Below are 16,815 nucleotides of genomic sequence, written 5' to 3' on the forward strand. Positions count from 1 at the left end.
CCCGACGCTGTATCACGGCGCAGCTGCAGCCGGTCGGCCGACCACGACGCGACCGCTACAAGCCCTGGCCGGCAGAGTAGCGCCTACCCCAGCAACCCCAACTCCTGGGCCCGTGCCACTGCCTGTGTACGTCGCTCAACCCCCAGCTTGCTGTTGATATGGCTGGCGTGGGTTTTCACCGTATGCAGCGAAATGAACAAGCGCTCGCTGATTTCCTGATTGGAACACCCCTGAGCAATCAATTGCAGCACCGACAACTCCCGGGAACTCAACGACTCACTATGAGCCGCCTCGGGAAGCTCACGGGGGGCAGCAGGCAAACGCTGCAACAGAGCCTGGGTCAAAGCGGTCGACACACAGTGCTGCAATTGCTCGCGCATCCAGCAGGGGTGACTGCGGATCAAGCTCTCGAAAGGTTGCACTGCGCCCCCCACCGCTGCTTCCAGGGCCTGGGCAAAGTCCCGTCGTGCCTCTGCGCCGCGCCCGGACGCCAGCAACAGCAGGGTTTTCTGGGTCAGGGCCATAACGCTCAACAACTGCCGACCGCTTTGCTGGCCATGCTCCACCAATCGACTCAAGCGCTGTTCGGCCCGGGCGGAGTCGCCCTTGATGGTTTCCAGTTGGGCTTGCTGCAATTCGATGTGCAAGGGCAACTGCGGATGGAACTCCGGCGGCGCCGCAGCCTGTTCTCCAGTGTAGGTCTGGCCCAGACGCGCCAGCCAGGCCTCGGCCAGGTCGATGCGGCCCTGGGCCAGCCAGAGCTCGCACTTCACCAAGGTGATCATCGCCAAGTAGTAGATCGGCGGCACGTCCCAGATATGCATCAGGCGCTCGGCCTCGGCCAACTCGGCAAAGGCCCGGGAAAACTCGCTCCGCAGGCCTTCCTGCTTGGCGATCACGCAATGGGCGATCAACACGCTGATGTCGCGGCAGGCCCGCGCCTCCAGCAACCCGGCCTGTAAACGCACCAGGCCGGCCTCAGGCTGGGCACGCAGCGTCAGCAGATAACCTTCATACAGGGTCAGCCGGGCCCGCACCGCGTAAAGCCGCTGAGCCGACAGTCCCTGCAGCCGTCGCAGCCCTTGGTGCACCTCCTCCAGCGCTCTGAGCACCTCGCCCCGCGCCTGCAGAACCCGGGCCCGATCGTAATGGGCCAGGGCCTCGAACAGCGGATTGCCGACCCGCTGCGCCAACTCCAGGGATTCGCGATTGAGACTGCGGGCGCGCCACAGGTCGGCGTCGGTAATCGCCAGGTTGGACAAGGTCGACAGACACATCAGACGCTGTCCGTAACGCTTGTGCGGCAGGCTTTCCAGAGCCTCGCCGCAGTAGGCCAGGGTCCGTTCCCGCTGGCCCCGCCCGCGAGCGATGATCCCGCTCAAGGCCAGCCATTGCGCCAGCATCGACTTTTGCGCAGTGGCCGAAGGCGCCGGCAGGAAACGACTCAGGTGATCCGCCAGTTCCTCTGCCGCGTCCAACTGGCAGGCCAGGCCCAGGGCCCAGCTGTAGAGCACGATCAGCCGCGGTGTGCTGATCAGCAGGCTGTCGGGCAGGTCCATCTTCCAGCGCAGCAGCATGCCGACATTCTGCTCCGCCAGCAGTTGCTCCTCCGACAGGTTCTGCACCAGGTTGGCCGCCACATCCAGGTGTCCGGCACGCAGCGCCTGCTCCACGGCTTCATCCAGCAGCCCCTGAGCGTTGAACCAACGACAGGCACGCAAATGCAGGCTGGCGGCCGGCACCAGGGTATTGGCCGTGGGTCGGGTACGCAGCAGATCGGAAAACAGATGGTGATAGCGATACCAGTGCCCGTGTTCGTCCAATGGCACCAGGAACACTTGGTGAGCCTGCAGGAAACCCAGGATCTCGGCACTGTCATGCGCTTCGCGCAGGGCGTCGCAGAGCTCGGCGCAGAAGCGCTCCTGGGGCGCCGTGTCATAGAGGAATGCCTGGACCTCGGCGGGCAGGCAGTCGATGACCTCTTCCAGCAGGTAGTCGCGGATGAGCCCTTCGCCCCCATGCAGTCCCTGAGGCAAGGTGCCCAACGCACCAGCCTCGGACGCTGCCAACAGCCAGAAACGCAGCCCGGCAACCCAGCCCTCGCTGCGCTGGATCAGACTTTCCAGAGCCTCGCCGCGCAAGGAACTGCTGTGGCGGTCCAACAAGCTCAGGGACTCGTCATGGGTCAGGCGCAAATCCTGCTCATGCAGCTCCAGCAACTGTCGTGAAAGTCGCAGCCGCGCCAGATGCCAATCCGGACGCTGGCGGCTGGTGACCAGCACCAGCAGGCCGTCGGGCAGGTGATTGAGGAAAAACTGCAAGCAACGATCAAGCACCGGCCCCTGGGCCAGGTGATAGTCGTCCAGGACCAGCAACAACGGCCTGCTGCTAGACAGGTGAAGCGCCAGTTCGTCCAGCAAGCCATCCAGCCACTCTTCAAAGGCGAAAGGCTGATGGCGCTGGCGCATTTTCAACAGACCGAGAGACTGCCGGCCCAATTGGGGAAAGTACTGCTGCAAACCGGCCAGCAAGCGTTCGAGAAAACGCCCGGGATCGCTGTCCCGGCGGCTCAACCCCAGCCATAGGCTCTGCCAGTTGCCCGGCAAGCCCTGGCAAAACTCCACCGCCAACGAGCTCTTACCGAACCCGGCCGGCGCACTGACCAGCAACAGCCTGCCCTTCAACCCGGCACTCAAGCGCTCGCAAAGACGCGGCCGCTGCACGTATCCGTCGGGCAGAGGGGGTCGATAGAAACGCCCTTCCAACGCAGGAATCACCGCGCTGGCAGACCGTTGAAGGGGGGACAGCTCAGTCATGGCCAACTCTTATTGATGTAGGGTTGTCGGCGTAGCAGATGCCCGCAGACTAGCGGTAAAAAGCGACCTGTTGAAGATTTTTGCGACCATTCGAGTGAAAAAGACTATGACCAAATGGGTCAGATACAGCTGATTGATCAGTCGTTATTTCGGTTGTTTATCCGGCAACCTACTAATTCACCTGGAGAAAGCCTGCCGCAACAGCCTAGATTGTTGTGCATATCTGCGAATCCACAATCTTCCAGGCAAAAAAAAGCCCCGAGCCAGTCGGGGCAATTTCCGAGGATGCGGCCTCTATTTGCAGCGGATCAGCGAACCCCGTCCTGACGCAAGGCGGCTGGAGTGAAGTCGCTGGTGGTCGCGGTGAAGCCAAAGTCATACGCCTGCTTCTCTTCGTTCTTCATGCCCAGTGCCAGGTAGCGGCCGGACTGCAGGTCGTAGAGGGTTTCCAGGGCATACCACGGTACTTGCTTGTCGTAGTAGTTCTCGGCATGGGCTTCGGCCACACGCCACAGTTGACCACGACCGTCATAGTGGTCGATCACCGCAGCCTGCCAGGTGTCTTCGTCGATATAGAAGTCACGTTTGGCATAGATGTGCCGCTGACCTTCCTTCAAGGTGGCGACCACATGCCAGACCCGACGCAGCTCGTAGCGAGCCAAGTCCTGGTTAATGTGCCCGGCCTTGATGATGTCGGCGTACTTCAGGCTCGGCGAGTCGAGCTTGTAGCTGTCGGAGGCGATGTACATCTCCTTCTTGCCTTCCAGTTTCCAGTCGTAGCGATCCGGCGCACCGTTGTACATGTCCAGGTTGTCGGAAGTCCGCAGACCATCGGCGGCGGTACCCGGGCCGTCATAGGAGACTTGCGGGGCACGGCGCACACGACGCTGGCCAGCGTTGTAGACCCAGGCCGAACGCGGCTCCTTCACTTGGTCGAGGGTTTCGTGGACCAGCAGCACGCCACCGGCCAGACGCGCCGGGGCCGTCACCTTCTGCTTGAAGTAGAACAGGATGTTGCCCGGGTTTTTCGGGTCGTAGTCCTTCATCTTGTCGCGGAACACGAACTGGTCCTGGAAGTACACCAGACTGTAGGAGCCGTTGGCCTGTGGCGTGGCCTGGGTCACCAGACGGGTCACGCTGCCACCGCGATAGCGGGTGATGTGGTTCCAGATGACTTCCACACCGCTTTTCGGGATCGGGAACGGAATCGCGGTTTCGAAGTTCTCCAGGCCGTTGCCGCCGGACACCAGGTTGGTGTTGGTGGCATTGCGTTTGATGGCGGCGAACACCTCAGCAGGCACCGTGGCCCCGCGATGAGACGGGTAAACCGGCATCTTGAAGGTTTCCGGGTAGCGCTTGAACATCGCGTACTGCCCGGGGGCCAACTTGTCCTTGTACTGCTCGACGTTCTGCGCCGTGATCGTGAACAGCGGCTGCTCGCTGCCGTATGGGTTGGACAGGAAACCCTTGCTGTCCACGGTACCGGCGTTGGTTGCCAGGGGTTTCCAGGCGGGAATGGTACCGGCAGCGTTACCGGCCATTTCCGCGCCCATCGGCGTCAGGCTGGTGCCCAGCTTGGCCGCTTCATCGGCCGAGACCGCGGCCATGACCCCGGTGGCCAGCAGTGACAGTCCCAGCACACCGATGTGCAACAGACTCTTGGTGATGTTCATATTGTTGTTCTTCCTGAAAATGCAGTGTGCTTAGAAGTTCACGCCAACGCTCAAGGCGAGGAAGTCCCGGTCATCCACGGTGCTGTAGTCACCACCAAAGAAGTTGGTGTAGGCCAGGCTCGCGGTGTAGGTGTTCTGGTACTCGGCATCCAGCCCCAGGCTGATGGCCTTGCGGCCTTCCTCGAAGTTGGCGCCAGGACCTGGCGAGTAGCCCTTGACGTCATGGGACCAGGCCACGTTCGGCTTGAGGTTCACACCAGCGAATACATCCGGGTATTCCCAGATCGCCCGGCCGCGGTAACCCCAGGAGGTGGCGGTGGTGAAGCCGTCGTTGTTGCAGTTGGAAGTGAGGTTACTGGCATCGGCTCCTGGGCCTGCGCCGGCAATGGTGGCGGCATTGAGCACCCGGCAACTGTTCTGTCCACCGGGAGTGGCAGGCAGGGCACCAGGGCCGAACACGGGATCGCGGCCATAACGCACATCCGATTTGCTCTCCAGGCCACCCACACGAGTGATCCCGAGTTCGCCTACCAGGGTCAGGCGGCTGGCACCCATGACCTGGTCGAAGAAGTGCGTGAAGGTGGTCTGGAACTGGGTAATCTCTTTACGGCGATAGCCATGAAGGTCTTGTCCAGGAATCCCATCGAGCAAGGAAGCATTGGTGAAGTTGCCTCCCAGAGGCCGGACAGCGGAGTAGAGGATATCGGTGCTGTTCAACTGAACCGGCGCATTCGGCCGATAACTCAGTTCGCCGCTCCAGGCGGTCCCTGTAGGCAAGGTGGTGGAGAAGCTCAGCCCGTACAGGCGGATGTCTTCCGGATACTCGACAAAGTACTTCGAGTTACCGGCAATCCACACCGGCGCCAACGTGCCAAAGCCCGGGGCGATGGTATAGGCCGACCGAGGTGCACCGGTGGCGCTGAAGATCGGCGCACGGCTGTGATAGTTCATGAAGTAGGCGCCGAACTCGGTGTCCAGCGGCTCGAAGTTGTAACGGAAAGCCACACCGAACTGGCCGCTGTCACGGGCATCGCGGTCGCCACTGCGACGCACCAGCGCACCCTCTTCATTGACATCGACGCCACGAGCCTGCATCGCCGCCAGGGCCGCCCGGCCCGGGGCCGTGGCGGTGATGGTCGAACGCTTGGCGAGCAGACGCAGATTGTCGTCACAGCCATCGGAAATGTTGTCCGGCTGCGAAAAGAAGGTCCCGCAGTTGTCGGTAACGGTCTGGTCCCATTCCAATTGATAGAAAGCTTCGGCCGACAGGTTCTCGGTCAGGTTCTGGGAGATGTAGAACATGTTGACCGGGATCAACCCTTCCTTGACCTCGGCACCGGGACGGCGGAATGCCGACACGTCGATCGGGTTGATCGAGTTGATACCGCCACCAATGAAGGTACTTTCACCCCAACTCACTACCTGCTTGCCCAAACGCACCGAGCCCGGCTCATCGGCGATGGAGTAGTTGTGATAGACAAAGGCATCGAGGATCTGACCGCCGGAGGACTTGGCGCCTTCCTTGCGGTTGTTGTCACTGATGTTCTTGAAGTCCATGTCTTCGTCTTTGAGCTTGAAGTCATACCAGTACTTGCCACGAACAAACACACCGGTATCGCCGTACTTCAATTCCAGGTCATGAATGCCCTTGAAGATCTTCGAGAAGGTCTGCCCCTTGTTGAAGTTCAAGTGGCCGTCATCGGTGGTCTGGGACAGACCCTTGCCGCCATTGTTGACCCCGATCAGGTCCTTGTTGCGTCCGGCGGTCGACCAACTGGCCCCCACCGACAGGGACGAATCGAAGCTGCCTTCGATTTCACCGATATTGAAGCTGACGCCGAATGCAGGCCCGGCGAGCGTGGAGGCGAGACCGACGGCCAGGGGCAGTTTCGCCCGGCGCCAGAACTGGTTTGCTGATGTCATCGACGCTACTCCATGTGCATTATTTTTATGGCAGTACGCTCTTCTGAAAACGCTTCGAATACCGGTTGGATGAACACTTGCCCGGTTCCGAAGTTGCATGGCGCGAGCACCCCACAGTGCTCCGTTGTTCAGAAAAATCCGTAGGCGGACTATATCCAGCAGGGATTACTGCTTGATCCCTCTAAAGTGTGATTTGCAGCCGACCACCGCATTGGAACAGTCCTTTGCCACAACCGTTGAAAGACGGCGCGGTAAGGATGGCTGAAAATCTCGTGAGCACAAGGCAAAGGCTTGTCGGATGGGCATGCCGTGCCCGGACGGGCACGGCAGAGGACGCTCAAAGCGTGGAGAGGAAGGTGCTGTTACTGGCTTGCCATTCGCTGATGTCGACGCGGATGCGCTTCTTGTCGAGCTTACCAACGCTGGTCTTGGGAATTTCAGTAACAAGGGCGATCTGGCTGGGAATCGCCCACTTGCTCAGGTGCCCCAGCTCCACGAACGGCTTGAGGTGTTCCTTGAGCTCACGGGCACCAATCTCATGGCCTTCGCGGATCACCAGCAAGGCAAACGGGCGCTCGCCCCACTGTGGATCGGCGATGCCCACCACTGCTACTTCACGTACCGCCGCATGGCGACTGATGAGGTCTTCCAGGTCCAGGGAGGAGATCCACTCGCCACCGGTCTTGATCACGTCCTTGATCCGGTCACGGATGTCGATCACCCCCATGCTGTCCAGGGTCGCCACGTCGCCGGTGTGCAGCCAGCCGCCGTCCCAGAGCTCGGCGCCCTTCTGCGGCTCGTTGAAATAGCCTTCAGTCAGCCAGGGCGCACGCAGCACCAGCTCGCCCTGGGACTCACCGTCCGCCGGCAGGAAGTTGCCCTCGGCATCGATAATCGCTGCCTCCACCAAGGGCCCTGGCACCCCGGCCTTGATCCGGTAAGTGGTGCGCTCGTCTTCGCTGCCCGCCATCAGTTCATCGTTGAGGTGGGCGCAGGACACCAGCGGACCAGTCTCCGACATGCCGTAGGCGGCCGTCAGTTGAATCCCCTTGGCCTTGGCCGCCTCGTACAGCGCACGGTTCAGCGCACTGCCGCCGATGACGATCTTCCAGCCACCGAAATCGGTGTTCTGGGCCGCCTTGGCATTGAGCACCATCTGCAGGATGGTCGGCACACAGTGGGAGAAGGTGACCTTCTCCCGGCGCCACAGCTCCACCAGGTACTCCGGGTCGTAACGCCCGGGATAGACCTGCTTGAGCCCAAGCATGGTGGCCACATAAGGCAGCCCCCAGGCATGCACATGGAACATCGGCGTAATGGGCATGTACACATCGTTGGTGCCTAGCAGGCGCACACTGTCGATGGAGCCCATGATGGTGGAGACGCCCATGGTGTGCAGCACCAGTTGCCGATGGGTGAAATACACCCCCTTGGGATTGCCGGTGGTGCCGGTGGTGTAGAAGGTGGTGGCCACCGAATTCTCGTCAAAGTCCTCGAACTGATACTGGGGGCTGGCGGCGGCCAGCAAGGTCTCATACTCGCCCACCAGATTCGGCAGTTCGGCAGTCTTCTGCGGTGCGTCGGTGAGCAGCAGGGTTTTCTCCACCGTGGTCAAGTGCCCGGCGATGGCCTGATACAGACCGACGAACTCGCTGTTGACCAGCACGAAGCGGTCCTCGGCGTGGTTCATGGTGTAGAGGATCTGCTCCGGTGACAGGCGCACGTTGATGGTGTGGATCACCGCACCGATCATCGGGATGGCGAACATGCACTCCAGGTAGCGATGGCTGTCCCAGTCCATCACCGCCACGGTATCTCCGGCCTTGACCCCGGCCGCAGTCAACACATTGGCCAGACGCGCCACCCGCTCGATCAGGGTCGGATAGGTGTAGCGCAACTGGTCGCGATAGATGATTTCGCGGGTTTTCTCGTAGCGCGCGCCGGACATCAGCAACCGCTTGATCAGGAGCGGGTATTGATAAGCGCCTTCGGCGGGGGGAATAACACGAGTCTGCAACATAAGAATCCCTTTTCTGACGGCTCGGTCGTGACTGGAGGATGACCACTCTAAAGTTCCCGTGCGCCGGCTAAATCAGCCAAAGGGATGATTTGCAGGGCCGCACCAATACTAGCTCCAGGCCAGTATTCGCGCGGTTCAGGAGATCCTGCGTGCCCTGTCCGGGGAGAGTGTTCAATGCATCTCGGTGAAGGCCAGTTTCACGCCGATGGCGATCAGCACCGCGCCCATGGTGCGGTCGAACCAGTGCCCCATGCGGGCGAAGCCGGCACGCACCCGTTGCTGACTGAAGAGCATGGCTACCAGGCAGAACCAGACAGCGGTGGCCGCCGCCAGATACACCCCATAACCGGCCTGGATCGCCAGGGGCGTGTGCGGGTTGATCACCACAGTGAACAGCGAGAGGAAGAACAGGGTCGCCTTGGGGTTCAAGCCATTGGTGACAAAACCGGAAGTAAAGGCACCGCGCGCGGTACGCTCTCCGGCTTCCTTGTGCAGGTCGTCCGCCGCCGGCTTGGCCGGCTGAGCACGCAGGGCCTTGTAGCCGATGTACAGCAGATACGCCGCCGCCAACCACTTCAGGGCGTTGAACAGCACGATGGACTGGGAAACGATCAGGCCGATCCCCAGCAGCGAGTAACCCACGTGCAGGAAGATCGCACAGCCCACTCCCAGGGCAGTCCAGGTACCGGCGCGGCGGCCGTGGGTGACGCTTTCGCGCACCACCACGGCAAAGTCCGGGCCGGGGCTGGCCACCGCCAGCAAGTGGATCAGGGCAACGGTCAAGAACTCGGTGAGGTACATGCAGGCTCCTGTGTATGTCTAATTATTTCATCTGTTAGGCTCGGCAGATTACGCCTTAGATCTCTCGTGCAAAAGGTACAGTTCATGATCAACAATCGCCGCGCCGTCTTCCTCGATCACAGCTCACTGGACCTGGGCGACCTGGATCTGAGTGCGCTGCATGAGTGCTTCAGCCCCCTGCAAGTGCATGCCCACACCCCCGCGGACCAAGTGACCGAGCGCTTGCAGGGTGCACAGGTCGCCATCAGCAACAAGGTGGCCCTGAGCGCCGAGACCCTGGCGGCCTGCCCTGATCTGCAACTGATCCTGGTGGCCGCCACCGGCACCAACAATGTCGATCTGGCCGCTGCCCGCCAACAAGGCATCAGCGTCAGCAACTGCCAGGGTTATGGCACTCCGTCGGTGGCCCAGCACACCCTGATGCTGCTGCTCAATCTCGCCACTCGGGTTGCCGACTACCAACAAGCCGTGGCCGCCGGCCGCTGGCAACAGGCCAAGCAGTTCTGCCTGCTGGACTTCCCCATCATCGAACTGGCGGGCAAGACCCTGGGTCTGCTGGGCAATGGCGAGCTGGGCAGCGCCGTGGCACGCCTGGCCGAAGCCTTTGGCATGCGCGTGGTATTGGGGCAGATCCCCGGACGCCCGGCTCGACCGGATCGCCTGCCGCTGGAGGAACTGCTGCCACAAGTGGATGCCCTGACCCTGCACTGCCCACTCAACGAACACACCCGAAACTTCATCGGTGCCCGGGAACTGGCCCTGCTCAAGCCCGGCGCCCTGGTGGTCAACACCGCCCGCGGCGGCCTGATTGACGAACAGGCCCTGGCCGATGCGCTGCGCAGTGGTCATCTGGGTGGTGCGGCCACCGACGTCCTGAGCGTCGAACCGCCGGTGAACGGCAATCCACTGCTAGCCGGTGATATCCCACGCCTGATCGTCACCCCGCACAACGCCTGGGGCAGCCGCGAAGCTCGCCAGCGAATCGTCGGGCAACTGACGGAAAATGCCCAAGCCTTCTTCAGCGGCGCCCCACTGCGTGTCGTGAGTTGATAAACTTCGCCACTTTTTTCGGGTGCGGATCATGGACACACGCAGTGAAGTACTGTTACGCCAGGCTCAATTGTTTCAAGGCTCACTGCTGCTGGCCGGCCTGACCGCGGATGACCTGCTCGGGCGTCTGCCCAATGCCCGTGGCTGGAGCTGGCACGCCGGTGACCACGCAGCCCTGGAGGCACGCTTTCCAGGCCGCAGCCACTTTGGCGTAGAAGCACCGGCAGAATCCTTCGACAGCGCCGTGCTGTTCCTGCCCAAGTCCAAGGACCTCACCGACTACCTGCTCAACGCCCTGGCCTCACGCCTGGCCGGACGCGAGCTGTATCTGGTGGGCGAGAAGCGCAGCGGCGTGGAGAGCGCCGCCAAACAACTCAACCCTTTCGGCAAACCGCGCAAGCTCGACAGCGCGCGCCACTGCCAGCTGTGGCAGGTCACGGTCGCCAACGCTCCCGAACCGGTGGCGCTGGAGAGTCTGGCCCAGGAATACGAACTGCCCCTGGCCGAAGGTCCATTGACGGTCGTCAGCCTGCCGGGAGTGTTCAGCCACGGGCGCCTGGACCGCGGCACCGCGCTGTTGCTGGAGCATCTGGATCACTTGCCCGCCGGCCACCTGCTGGACTTCGGCTGTGGCGCCGGGGTGCTGGGGGCCACAGTGAAGCGCCGCTACCCGGACAACAGCGTGACCTTGCTGGATGTGGACGCCTTTGCCGCCGCCAGCAGTCGCCTGACCCTGGCCGCCAACGGTCTTGAAGCCGAGGTACTGACCGGCGACGGGATTGATGCCGCGCCCATGGAATTGAACTGCATTCTGACCAATCCCCCCTTCCATACCGGGGTCCACACCGATTACCAAGCCACAGAAAACCTGCTGCGAAAAGCGGCCAAACATCTGCAAAAAGGCGGCGAACTACGGGTAGTAGCCAACAGCTTCCTGCGCTACCAACCCCTGATCGAAGAGCACCTTGGACCCTGCGCAATCAAGGCCGAAGGCCAGGGATTTCGGATTTATCGGGCCAAACGCGGCTGACCTTCTTTTCGCAAACAAGGCTTGCCGAATGGAGTTTGCCTAGGCAGAATCCGCTCCGTCCTAGGGGAGTAGTCTCCCACGAGCGCCACGCTCGTCCGGCATGCGTCAACATACTTGGTCCTCAGACCATGGCGCATGCGACCCAAGAGTCCGCACAGACGGACCGCAGGGTTTGACAAGACCTATGACACGCACACCTTACCCGGGGCGGGAAGGCTGTACGTGTCATAGCCGTGTCGACCCGCCCCTTAGGAAAACCCTGATGATGCTGGATTCTCTCCTCGTTCCCACCGCGATTGTTGCCTTGGCCGAAATCGGCGACAAGACGCAACTGCTCGCCCTGATTCTTGCCGCGCGCTTTCGCAAACCCTGGCCCATCATCGCCGGCATCGTCGCCGCGACCCTGGCCAACCATGCGGCCGCCGGCGCGGTAGGTGCCTGGTTCGGCAGCTTCTTCTCGGACGCGACCCTGCACTGGATTCTCGCCGCTAGCTTCACCGCCACCGCCCTGTGGACCCTGGTTCCAGACAAGATGGATGACGATGAAGCCACTACCGCACGCAAGTTCGGGCCTTTCCTCACGACCCTGATCGCGTTCTTCCTGGCTGAAATCGGCGACAAGACCCAAGTCGCTACCGTCATGCTGGCGGCGCAATATCCGGATCTGTGGCTGGTGATCATCGGCACCACCCTGGGCATGCTGATTGCCAACGTGCCGGTGGTTCTGGCGGGTAACTTCGCCGCGGACAAGCTGCCCCTGACCCTGATTCGTCGCCTGGCGGCGACGGCCTTCTTCATCCTCGCCGTAGTGGCGGTGTACAAGGCCATGCAGATCAGTGGCTGGCTGTAAATGAAATCGCCGGCAAGTCGACTCCTACACAACCTGCAGGAGCCGGCTTGCCGGCGAAAGCGTCAGCGCAAATGAAGCAATGGATCAGGACTTCTTGGCCTGCTCATACAACGGCATCACCTTTGGAATCGCCGCCTGCAGGGAGGCGATACGGCTGGTGGAAGCCGGGTGAGTACTCATGAACTCGGGCGGCGCAGAACCACCGGCAGCCTGGCCCATCTTGTTCCACAAGCTGATGGCCGCGTTCGGGTTGTAACCGGCGCGGGCAGCCAGCTCCAGACCAATCAGGTCCGCTTCGTTTTCATTCTCGCGGCTGTTGGGCAGAGTCATCAGCAGGCTCACCCCGTTGTCGCCCAGGGCTACGGTTTCCTGCGAGACACCTAACAGGGTAGCGATTTGCTTGCCTGCACCGACCGCGTACTGCTTGGACATCGCTTCACGACCATGCTCGCGCAGGGCGTGGGCAATTTCATGACCCATGACCGCAGCGATTTCATCGTCGGTCAGTTTCAGTTTTTCGATCAGCCCGGAATAGAAAATGATCTTGCCGCCAGGACCGCAGTTGGCGTTGAGCTCGTCGCTCTTGATCAGGTTGACTTCCCATTTCCACTGCGCGCAGTCGGGACGGAAGGTCGGTGCCTGGGCAATCAGGCGATTGGCAATGACCTGCAGGCGCTTGGCATTGGCACTGGTCTTGTCCAGTACGCCTTGGCTGCTGGCCTCACCCAGAGTCTGTTGATAGGACTGGGCGTAGGACTGGTTGACTTCAGCGCTGGACACCATGCTGAACATCGACTGTTTGCGATCCACACCCACCACGCCACCGCTGGTGGTATTGACCGTTTCACAGCCGGTCAGCAGCACAGCAGCGCTCAATGCACATACGAGTAACGACTTCTTCATCATGAAACCTCCCTGAAAACATGGCGCGTATCCTAAGGGCGGAACTGTGTCCGCGCCAGATGCAAAACACGCATTCAGTCGCAATTCAGATACATCCAGAGCCTGACGAAAAAACTTCACATACCGCCCAAGGCCGCCAACGGCCTGCAACACGCCCCCGTCAATAACGACCTTTAACCATCTGAAACAGTCATTTCTCCTCTCCAGGCTAATGACCGGTGAGGCTGCGGCCGATACAGCACGGCAGACCTAAATTCCTGCGCCCGGAGCCTCTATGAAGTTCAAGTCGATCCAGTTTTCCGTCGCCGCCCTGGCCGGTGCCATTGTCCTCAGCGTGGTTGTAGCCCTGGTGCTGTACGCCCTGTTCTCCGGGGCCAAGACCCAGCAAATGGTGCAGGAACGGACCCAGGCCCAATTCGAGCAAGTCATCGAACAGCGCCTGAGCGGCCTGGCGCAGACTCAGGTCAGCCAGATCCAACGGGAACTGGAAGCGCCACTGCTGATTGCCGGCGGCCTGGTGCGGGTCAATGCCCTGATGGGCACCCAGGACTCCCAAGGCCATGCCGGACTCAGCCTGAACCGTGAACAGCTGATCGCCCTGATCAAGGAGAACGTCACCCAGAATCCGAAGATCCTCGGCGCCTACATCGCCTGGGAGCCGGGCGCCATCGACCACAACGACGCGGCCTACATCGGCACCTCGGTGGTAGGCATGGACGCCGCCAACGGGCGCTTCCTGCCCTGGTGGTTCCGCAACGAAGACGGCAGCCTGGGCCTGGACAAGCTGGCCGACGTCAACGACCGGACCCTGCTCTCCACCGGCGTGCGTACCAGCGAGTACTACCTGTGCTCCCAGGACAGCCTCAAGTCCTGCGTCATCGACCCCGCTCCGTACAAGGTCGGCGACAAGGTGGTGATGCTCGCCTCCTTTATTCAGCCCATCCTGCTCAACGGCAAATTCCAGGGCATCGTCGGCGCTGACCTGTCGGTGAACTTCATTCAGGACATGCTGGTAGCGGCCAATCAGAAGCTCTACAACGGTGCCGGGGAAATGGCCCTGATCGGCGGCAACGGCCGTCTGGTGGCCTACACCAAGGATTCGAGCAAGTTCGGCGAGAAAGTCAGCGACGTGCTGCGCCAAGACACCGTGGCCAGACTGTCCAACCTCAAGCGCGGCGAAGTGACCTACAACGTCGACCAGGCCAACGGCCAGATTGCCCTGTACCTGCCGTTCGGTATCGGCCAGACCGATGCCAACTGGACGCTGATGCTGCAACTGCCCCTGGGGGCGGTGATGGCCGATCTGGACAAGCTGCAAGGCGACCTAGCCGAACAGCGCAAGGCCGACACATTTGGCATGGCCATGGTCGGCTTGGTGATTGCTGGCCTCGGCCTGCTGGTGATCTGGTTGGTGGGACACGGCATCGCACGTCCACTGCGGCAGATGGTGGCCATGCTCGATGATATCGCCCAGGGCGAAGGTGACCTGACTCGGCGCCTGACCAGCGACCGGGCCGACGAGCTGGGCTCCATCGCCAAAGGGTTCAACACCTTCCTGGCCAAGCTGCAGGCAATGATCAGCCAAGTGGTGACCTCGGTGCAAAGCGTCAGCGATTCCTCGGAACACACCGCCGATATCGCCATTCGCACCAACCAGGGCGTACATAAACAGATGGTGGAAATCGACCAAGTGGCCACGGCAGTGCATGAAATGACCGCCACCGCCCAGGACGTGGCCCGCAATGCGACCCAGGCTGCGCAAGCGGCCAGTCATGCCGATCAGGCCGCCAGCCAGGGCATGCAGATCGTGCGCGACACCTCCAGCTCGATTGGCGCCCTGGCCGAGGAAATCGGCCGCGCAGTGGGCGTGGTGCAGACCCTGGCCAAGGACAGCGAGAACATCAACGCCATTCTTATTGCCATCCGTGGGATTGCCGAGCAGACCAACCTCCTGGCCCTTAACGCAGCGATCGAGGCGGCACGAGCAGGCGAACAGGGCCGCGGCTTTGCCGTGGTCGCCGACGAAGTGCGCAATCTGGCCCAGAAGACCCAGCAGGCCACGGAAGAAATCCAGTCGATGATCCAGCAACTGCAGCAGGGCACCCGGGAAGTGGTGCGGGTCATGGAAGACAGCCAGCACAAGACCGACCAAAGCGTGGAGCATGCGGCCAAGGCAGCCCAGGCTCTGGAAACCATCACTCAGGCGGTATCGGTGATCAACGACATGAACACCCAGATCGCCAGCGCCGCCGAGGAGCAGAGCGCAGTGGCCGAGGACATCAACCGCAACGTGATCAACATCGGCCAGGTGGCCAACGAGGTAGCAAGCGGTGCCGATGAGTCCAGCGCCGCCAGCGCCGGGCTGACCAAGCTCGCCGAACAGCAACGGCGCCTGATCAATCAGTTCAAGGTTTAATCCGGCAGCACGCCGCCGCTCCATCCCTCTTGGGAGCCGGCTTTCGGCGAAGGTGGCTCAAGGCCCTTTCGCCGGCAAGCCAGCTTCTATTGCCAGCCAATCAGGCGGGGGTCAGGCACTCGGGGCCGTTGAGCTTGGGGTCGTTGACCAGGTTGGCCAGGACCCGCTCGCGCAACGCGGCGGGTGGGCGGGCGAGCAAGGCTTGCAAGGCAGGTAGCGGCGTCTCGGGATCGAGCCAGACTTCCTGGGCGGCGGCATCCAGGATCAACGGGCGACGCAGATTGGCAGCCGCCTGAGTCACCACCGCAGTACTCAGCCAGACCTGTTCCTGTACCGGATAGGCCTCCCAGATCGCGGCAAAGAAGATCGACGAACCCTCACCCGGCGTCAGCCAATAAGGCCGTTTACGACTTCCGCCGCGCCATTCATAGAAGCCGTTGGCCGGTAACAGACAGCGGCGCTCACGGAACGCCTGACGAAACATCGGCTGCTCCGCCAGGGTTTCCGCCCGGGCATGAGCCGGAGTACGCGACAGGTCCGTCAGCCAGGGCGGGGTCAGCCCCCAACGGGCCCGAGCCAGAGTGCGCTGGCCGTTTTCGGCCCGCTGGATCAGCACCGAATCATTGGGCGATATATTCCACTGCGCGCGCTGATCCTCGGGAAATCCCGGCAAGGCGGCAAAAGCGGGGTTCCAACGAAACAGGGCATAACGTCCACACATGGGGCAATACAACTCTCGGCAAATCGGCGCTCAGCCTAACAGACCAGCACCCCGGTAAAACTATCCGGTTCTTCAAAGGGCAATGGCTGGGCCGCATTGTACGCAGCGATCAGTTCCAGCGCCTGCTGCGCCTGATCATTCTCCACCGTCAGCCCCAGCAGTCCGAACAGCGGCAACTCCCCCGCCCCGCCCAACAAATCGCGCCCTTGCAGGTGTGCCTCGATACCCTCGCTCGCCAGCATGCACTGGAGCAACTCGCCTTCCATCAGATTTTCCGGCTCATAGATGCGCTGCATAAGAACCACGCCCCACTCAGTCATTTTCACTGTGGACATCGAGCATCCACTCCCGACCATCGGTTTGCAGCGTGAAGACAATGGGCCGGCAGCACACCGGGCAGTCTTCGATATAGGTCTGGTCGCCGGCGGACAGGTCCAATACAGCTTCTGCCTGTTCGCCACAGTAAGGGCATTGATAATGGTCGGTTTCCAGCATCGCCGTCTCCAGAGTGACTTATGCGTATAATCGCCGGTCTATTTGCAGGGCTTTTTTTGTTTGAGCTGAACTTTCAGACCATGCCCGGCTTTTTTCGATACAGACCTTTTCTTACCC

Annotated in this window: 13 protein-coding genes, 1 pseudogene and 1 riboswitch; of the genes and pseudogenes, 5 read left to right on the forward strand and 9 right to left on the reverse strand. The window is 61.5% G+C overall.

Annotation, left to right across the window (positions count from 1 at the left end; genetic code table 11):
• Positions 1-83: 83 nt before the first annotated feature.
• The 5 genes from WIN67_RS25325 to WIN67_RS25345 all read right to left on the reverse strand — a co-directional run bounded on the left by WIN67_RS25325 (position 84) and on the right by WIN67_RS25345 (position 9,233).
• Complete coding sequence (locus WIN67_RS25325) at positions 84-2,816, reverse strand: LuxR C-terminal-related transcriptional regulator (RefSeq protein ID WP_102860293.1); 2,733 nt, start codon at positions 2,814-2,816, stop codon at positions 84-86.
• 308 nt (positions 2,817-3,124) lie between these two features.
• A complete protein-coding gene (locus WIN67_RS25330; protein WP_115580891.1) occupies positions 3,125-4,489 on the reverse strand; it encodes a DUF1329 domain-containing protein in 1,365 nt (454 codons plus the stop codon).
• A gap of 30 nt (positions 4,490-4,519) precedes the next feature.
• Positions 4,520-6,412 (reverse strand): DUF1302 domain-containing protein, encoded by a 1,893-nt coding sequence (locus WIN67_RS25335; RefSeq protein ID WP_306383191.1) that lies wholly within the window; start codon positions 6,410-6,412, stop codon positions 4,520-4,522.
• A gap of 337 nt (positions 6,413-6,749) precedes the next feature.
• The gene (locus WIN67_RS25340) at positions 6,750-8,432 is read right to left on the reverse strand and encodes a fatty acid--CoA ligase (protein ID WP_102860290.1); all 1,683 of its coding nucleotides are present in this window, start codon (positions 8,430-8,432) and stop codon (positions 6,750-6,752) included.
• Positions 8,433-8,603: 171 nt separating this feature from the next.
• Positions 8,604-9,233, reverse strand: a complete 630-nt coding sequence (locus WIN67_RS25345; protein WP_102860289.1) for a LysE family translocator — start codon at positions 9,231-9,233, stop codon at positions 8,604-8,606.
• Between the two features lie 84 nt (positions 9,234-9,317).
• Between WIN67_RS25345 and WIN67_RS25350 the strand changes: the two genes are divergently transcribed.
• The 3 genes from WIN67_RS25350 to WIN67_RS25360 all read left to right on the forward strand — a co-directional run bounded on the left by WIN67_RS25350 (position 9,318) and on the right by WIN67_RS25360 (position 12,163).
• Entirely contained in the window at positions 9,318-10,283 is a 966-nt protein-coding gene (locus WIN67_RS25350) for a 2-hydroxyacid dehydrogenase (RefSeq protein WP_110596345.1), read from the forward strand.
• Positions 10,284-10,314: 31 nt separating this feature from the next.
• Positions 10,315-11,313, forward strand: a complete 999-nt coding sequence (locus tag WIN67_RS25355; RefSeq protein WP_110652237.1) for a class I SAM-dependent methyltransferase — start codon at positions 10,315-10,317, stop codon at positions 11,311-11,313.
• Positions 11,314-11,363: 50 nt separating this feature from the next.
• A riboswitch (yybP-ykoY riboswitch) is annotated at positions 11,364-11,487 on the forward strand.
• Between the two features lie 91 nt (positions 11,488-11,578).
• A complete protein-coding gene (locus tag WIN67_RS25360) occupies positions 11,579-12,163 on the forward strand; it encodes a TMEM165/GDT1 family protein (RefSeq protein WP_102860988.1) in 585 nt (194 codons plus the stop codon).
• An 84-nt stretch (positions 12,164-12,247) separates the two neighbouring features.
• On the opposite strand, the gene WIN67_RS25365 is transcribed toward WIN67_RS25360, so the two are convergent.
• Positions 12,248-13,066, reverse strand: coding sequence for a M48 family metallopeptidase (locus WIN67_RS25365; protein WP_339071743.1), 819 nt, complete (start codon positions 13,064-13,066; stop codon positions 12,248-12,250).
• A gap of 1,363 nt (positions 13,067-14,429) precedes the next feature.
• Here WIN67_RS25365 and WIN67_RS31220 point away from each other — a divergent pair.
• Together WIN67_RS31220 and WIN67_RS31225 are read left to right on the forward strand one after the other, a co-directional pair.
• Positions 14,430-14,627 (forward strand): annotated as a pseudogene (locus WIN67_RS31220) (HAMP domain-containing protein); the annotation flags it as partial.
• A 111-nt stretch (positions 14,628-14,738) separates the two neighbouring features.
• Positions 14,739-15,482, forward strand: a complete 744-nt coding sequence (locus WIN67_RS31225) for a methyl-accepting chemotaxis protein (RefSeq protein WP_372820917.1) — start codon at positions 14,739-14,741, stop codon at positions 15,480-15,482.
• 100 nt (positions 15,483-15,582) lie between these two features.
• Here the strand turns inward: WIN67_RS31225 and WIN67_RS25375 are convergent, their stop codons facing one another.
• From WIN67_RS25375 to WIN67_RS25385, 3 genes are read right to left on the reverse strand one after another with little or no spacing between them, the layout of a single operon-like run.
• A complete protein-coding gene (locus tag WIN67_RS25375; protein WP_110596342.1) occupies positions 15,583-16,203 on the reverse strand; it encodes an SOS response-associated peptidase in 621 nt (206 codons plus the stop codon).
• Between the two features lie 35 nt (positions 16,204-16,238).
• Positions 16,239-16,499 carry a putative signal transducing protein gene (locus tag WIN67_RS25380; protein ID WP_102860283.1) on the reverse strand — a complete coding sequence of 87 codons (261 nt, stop codon included), beginning with the start codon at positions 16,497-16,499 and terminating at the stop codon, positions 16,239-16,241.
• A gap of 16 nt (positions 16,500-16,515) precedes the next feature.
• Positions 16,516-16,698, reverse strand: coding sequence for a CPXCG motif-containing cysteine-rich protein (locus WIN67_RS25385; protein WP_016967048.1), 183 nt, complete (start codon positions 16,696-16,698; stop codon positions 16,516-16,518).
• Positions 16,699-16,815 lie beyond the last annotated feature (117 nt).

Source organism: Pseudomonas idahonensis (assembly GCF_037903935.1).
In the GTDB taxonomy this organism is placed as follows: domain Bacteria; phylum Pseudomonadota; class Gammaproteobacteria; order Pseudomonadales; family Pseudomonadaceae; genus Aquipseudomonas; species Aquipseudomonas danubii.

What these genes read in the sequence shown, in the direction of transcription:
- WIN67_RS25350 (WP_110596345.1), top strand. Translation starts at nt 9,318, where the DNA reads ATGATCAACAATCGCCGCGCCGTCTTCCTCGATCACAGCTCACTGGAC.
- WIN67_RS25360 (WP_102860988.1), top strand. Translation starts at nt 11,579, where the DNA reads ATGCTGGATTCTCTCCTCGTTCCCACCGCGATTGTTGCCTTGGCCGAA.
- WIN67_RS25380 (WP_102860283.1), bottom strand. Translation starts at nt 16,499, where the DNA reads ATGCAGCGCATCTATGAGCCGGAAAATCTGATGGAAGGCGAGTTGCTC.
- WIN67_RS25375 (WP_110596342.1), bottom strand. Translation starts at nt 16,203, where the DNA reads ATGTGTGGACGTTATGCCCTGTTTCGTTGGAACCCCGCTTTTGCCGCC.
- WIN67_RS25335 (WP_306383191.1), bottom strand. Translation starts at nt 6,412, where the DNA reads ATGACATCAGCAAACCAGTTCTGGCGCCGGGCGAAACTGCCCCTGGCC.
- WIN67_RS25330 (WP_115580891.1), bottom strand. Translation starts at nt 4,489, where the DNA reads ATGAACATCACCAAGAGTCTGTTGCACATCGGTGTGCTGGGACTGTCA.
- WIN67_RS25355 (WP_110652237.1), top strand. Translation starts at nt 10,315, where the DNA reads ATGGACACACGCAGTGAAGTACTGTTACGCCAGGCTCAATTGTTTCAA.
- WIN67_RS25385 (WP_016967048.1), bottom strand. Translation starts at nt 16,698, where the DNA reads ATGCTGGAAACCGACCATTATCAATGCCCTTACTGTGGCGAACAGGCA.
- WIN67_RS25325 (WP_102860293.1), bottom strand. Translation starts at nt 2,816, where the DNA reads ATGACTGAGCTGTCCCCCCTTCAACGGTCTGCCAGCGCGGTGATTCCT.
- WIN67_RS25345 (WP_102860289.1), bottom strand. Translation starts at nt 9,233, where the DNA reads ATGTACCTCACCGAGTTCTTGACCGTTGCCCTGATCCACTTGCTGGCG.
- WIN67_RS31225 (WP_372820917.1), top strand. Translation starts at nt 14,739, where the DNA reads ATGGTGGAAATCGACCAAGTGGCCACGGCAGTGCATGAAATGACCGCC.
- WIN67_RS25365 (WP_339071743.1), bottom strand. Translation starts at nt 13,066, where the DNA reads ATGAAGAAGTCGTTACTCGTATGTGCATTGAGCGCTGCTGTGCTGCTG.
- WIN67_RS25340 (WP_102860290.1), bottom strand. Translation starts at nt 8,432, where the DNA reads ATGTTGCAGACTCGTGTTATTCCCCCCGCCGAAGGCGCTTATCAATAC.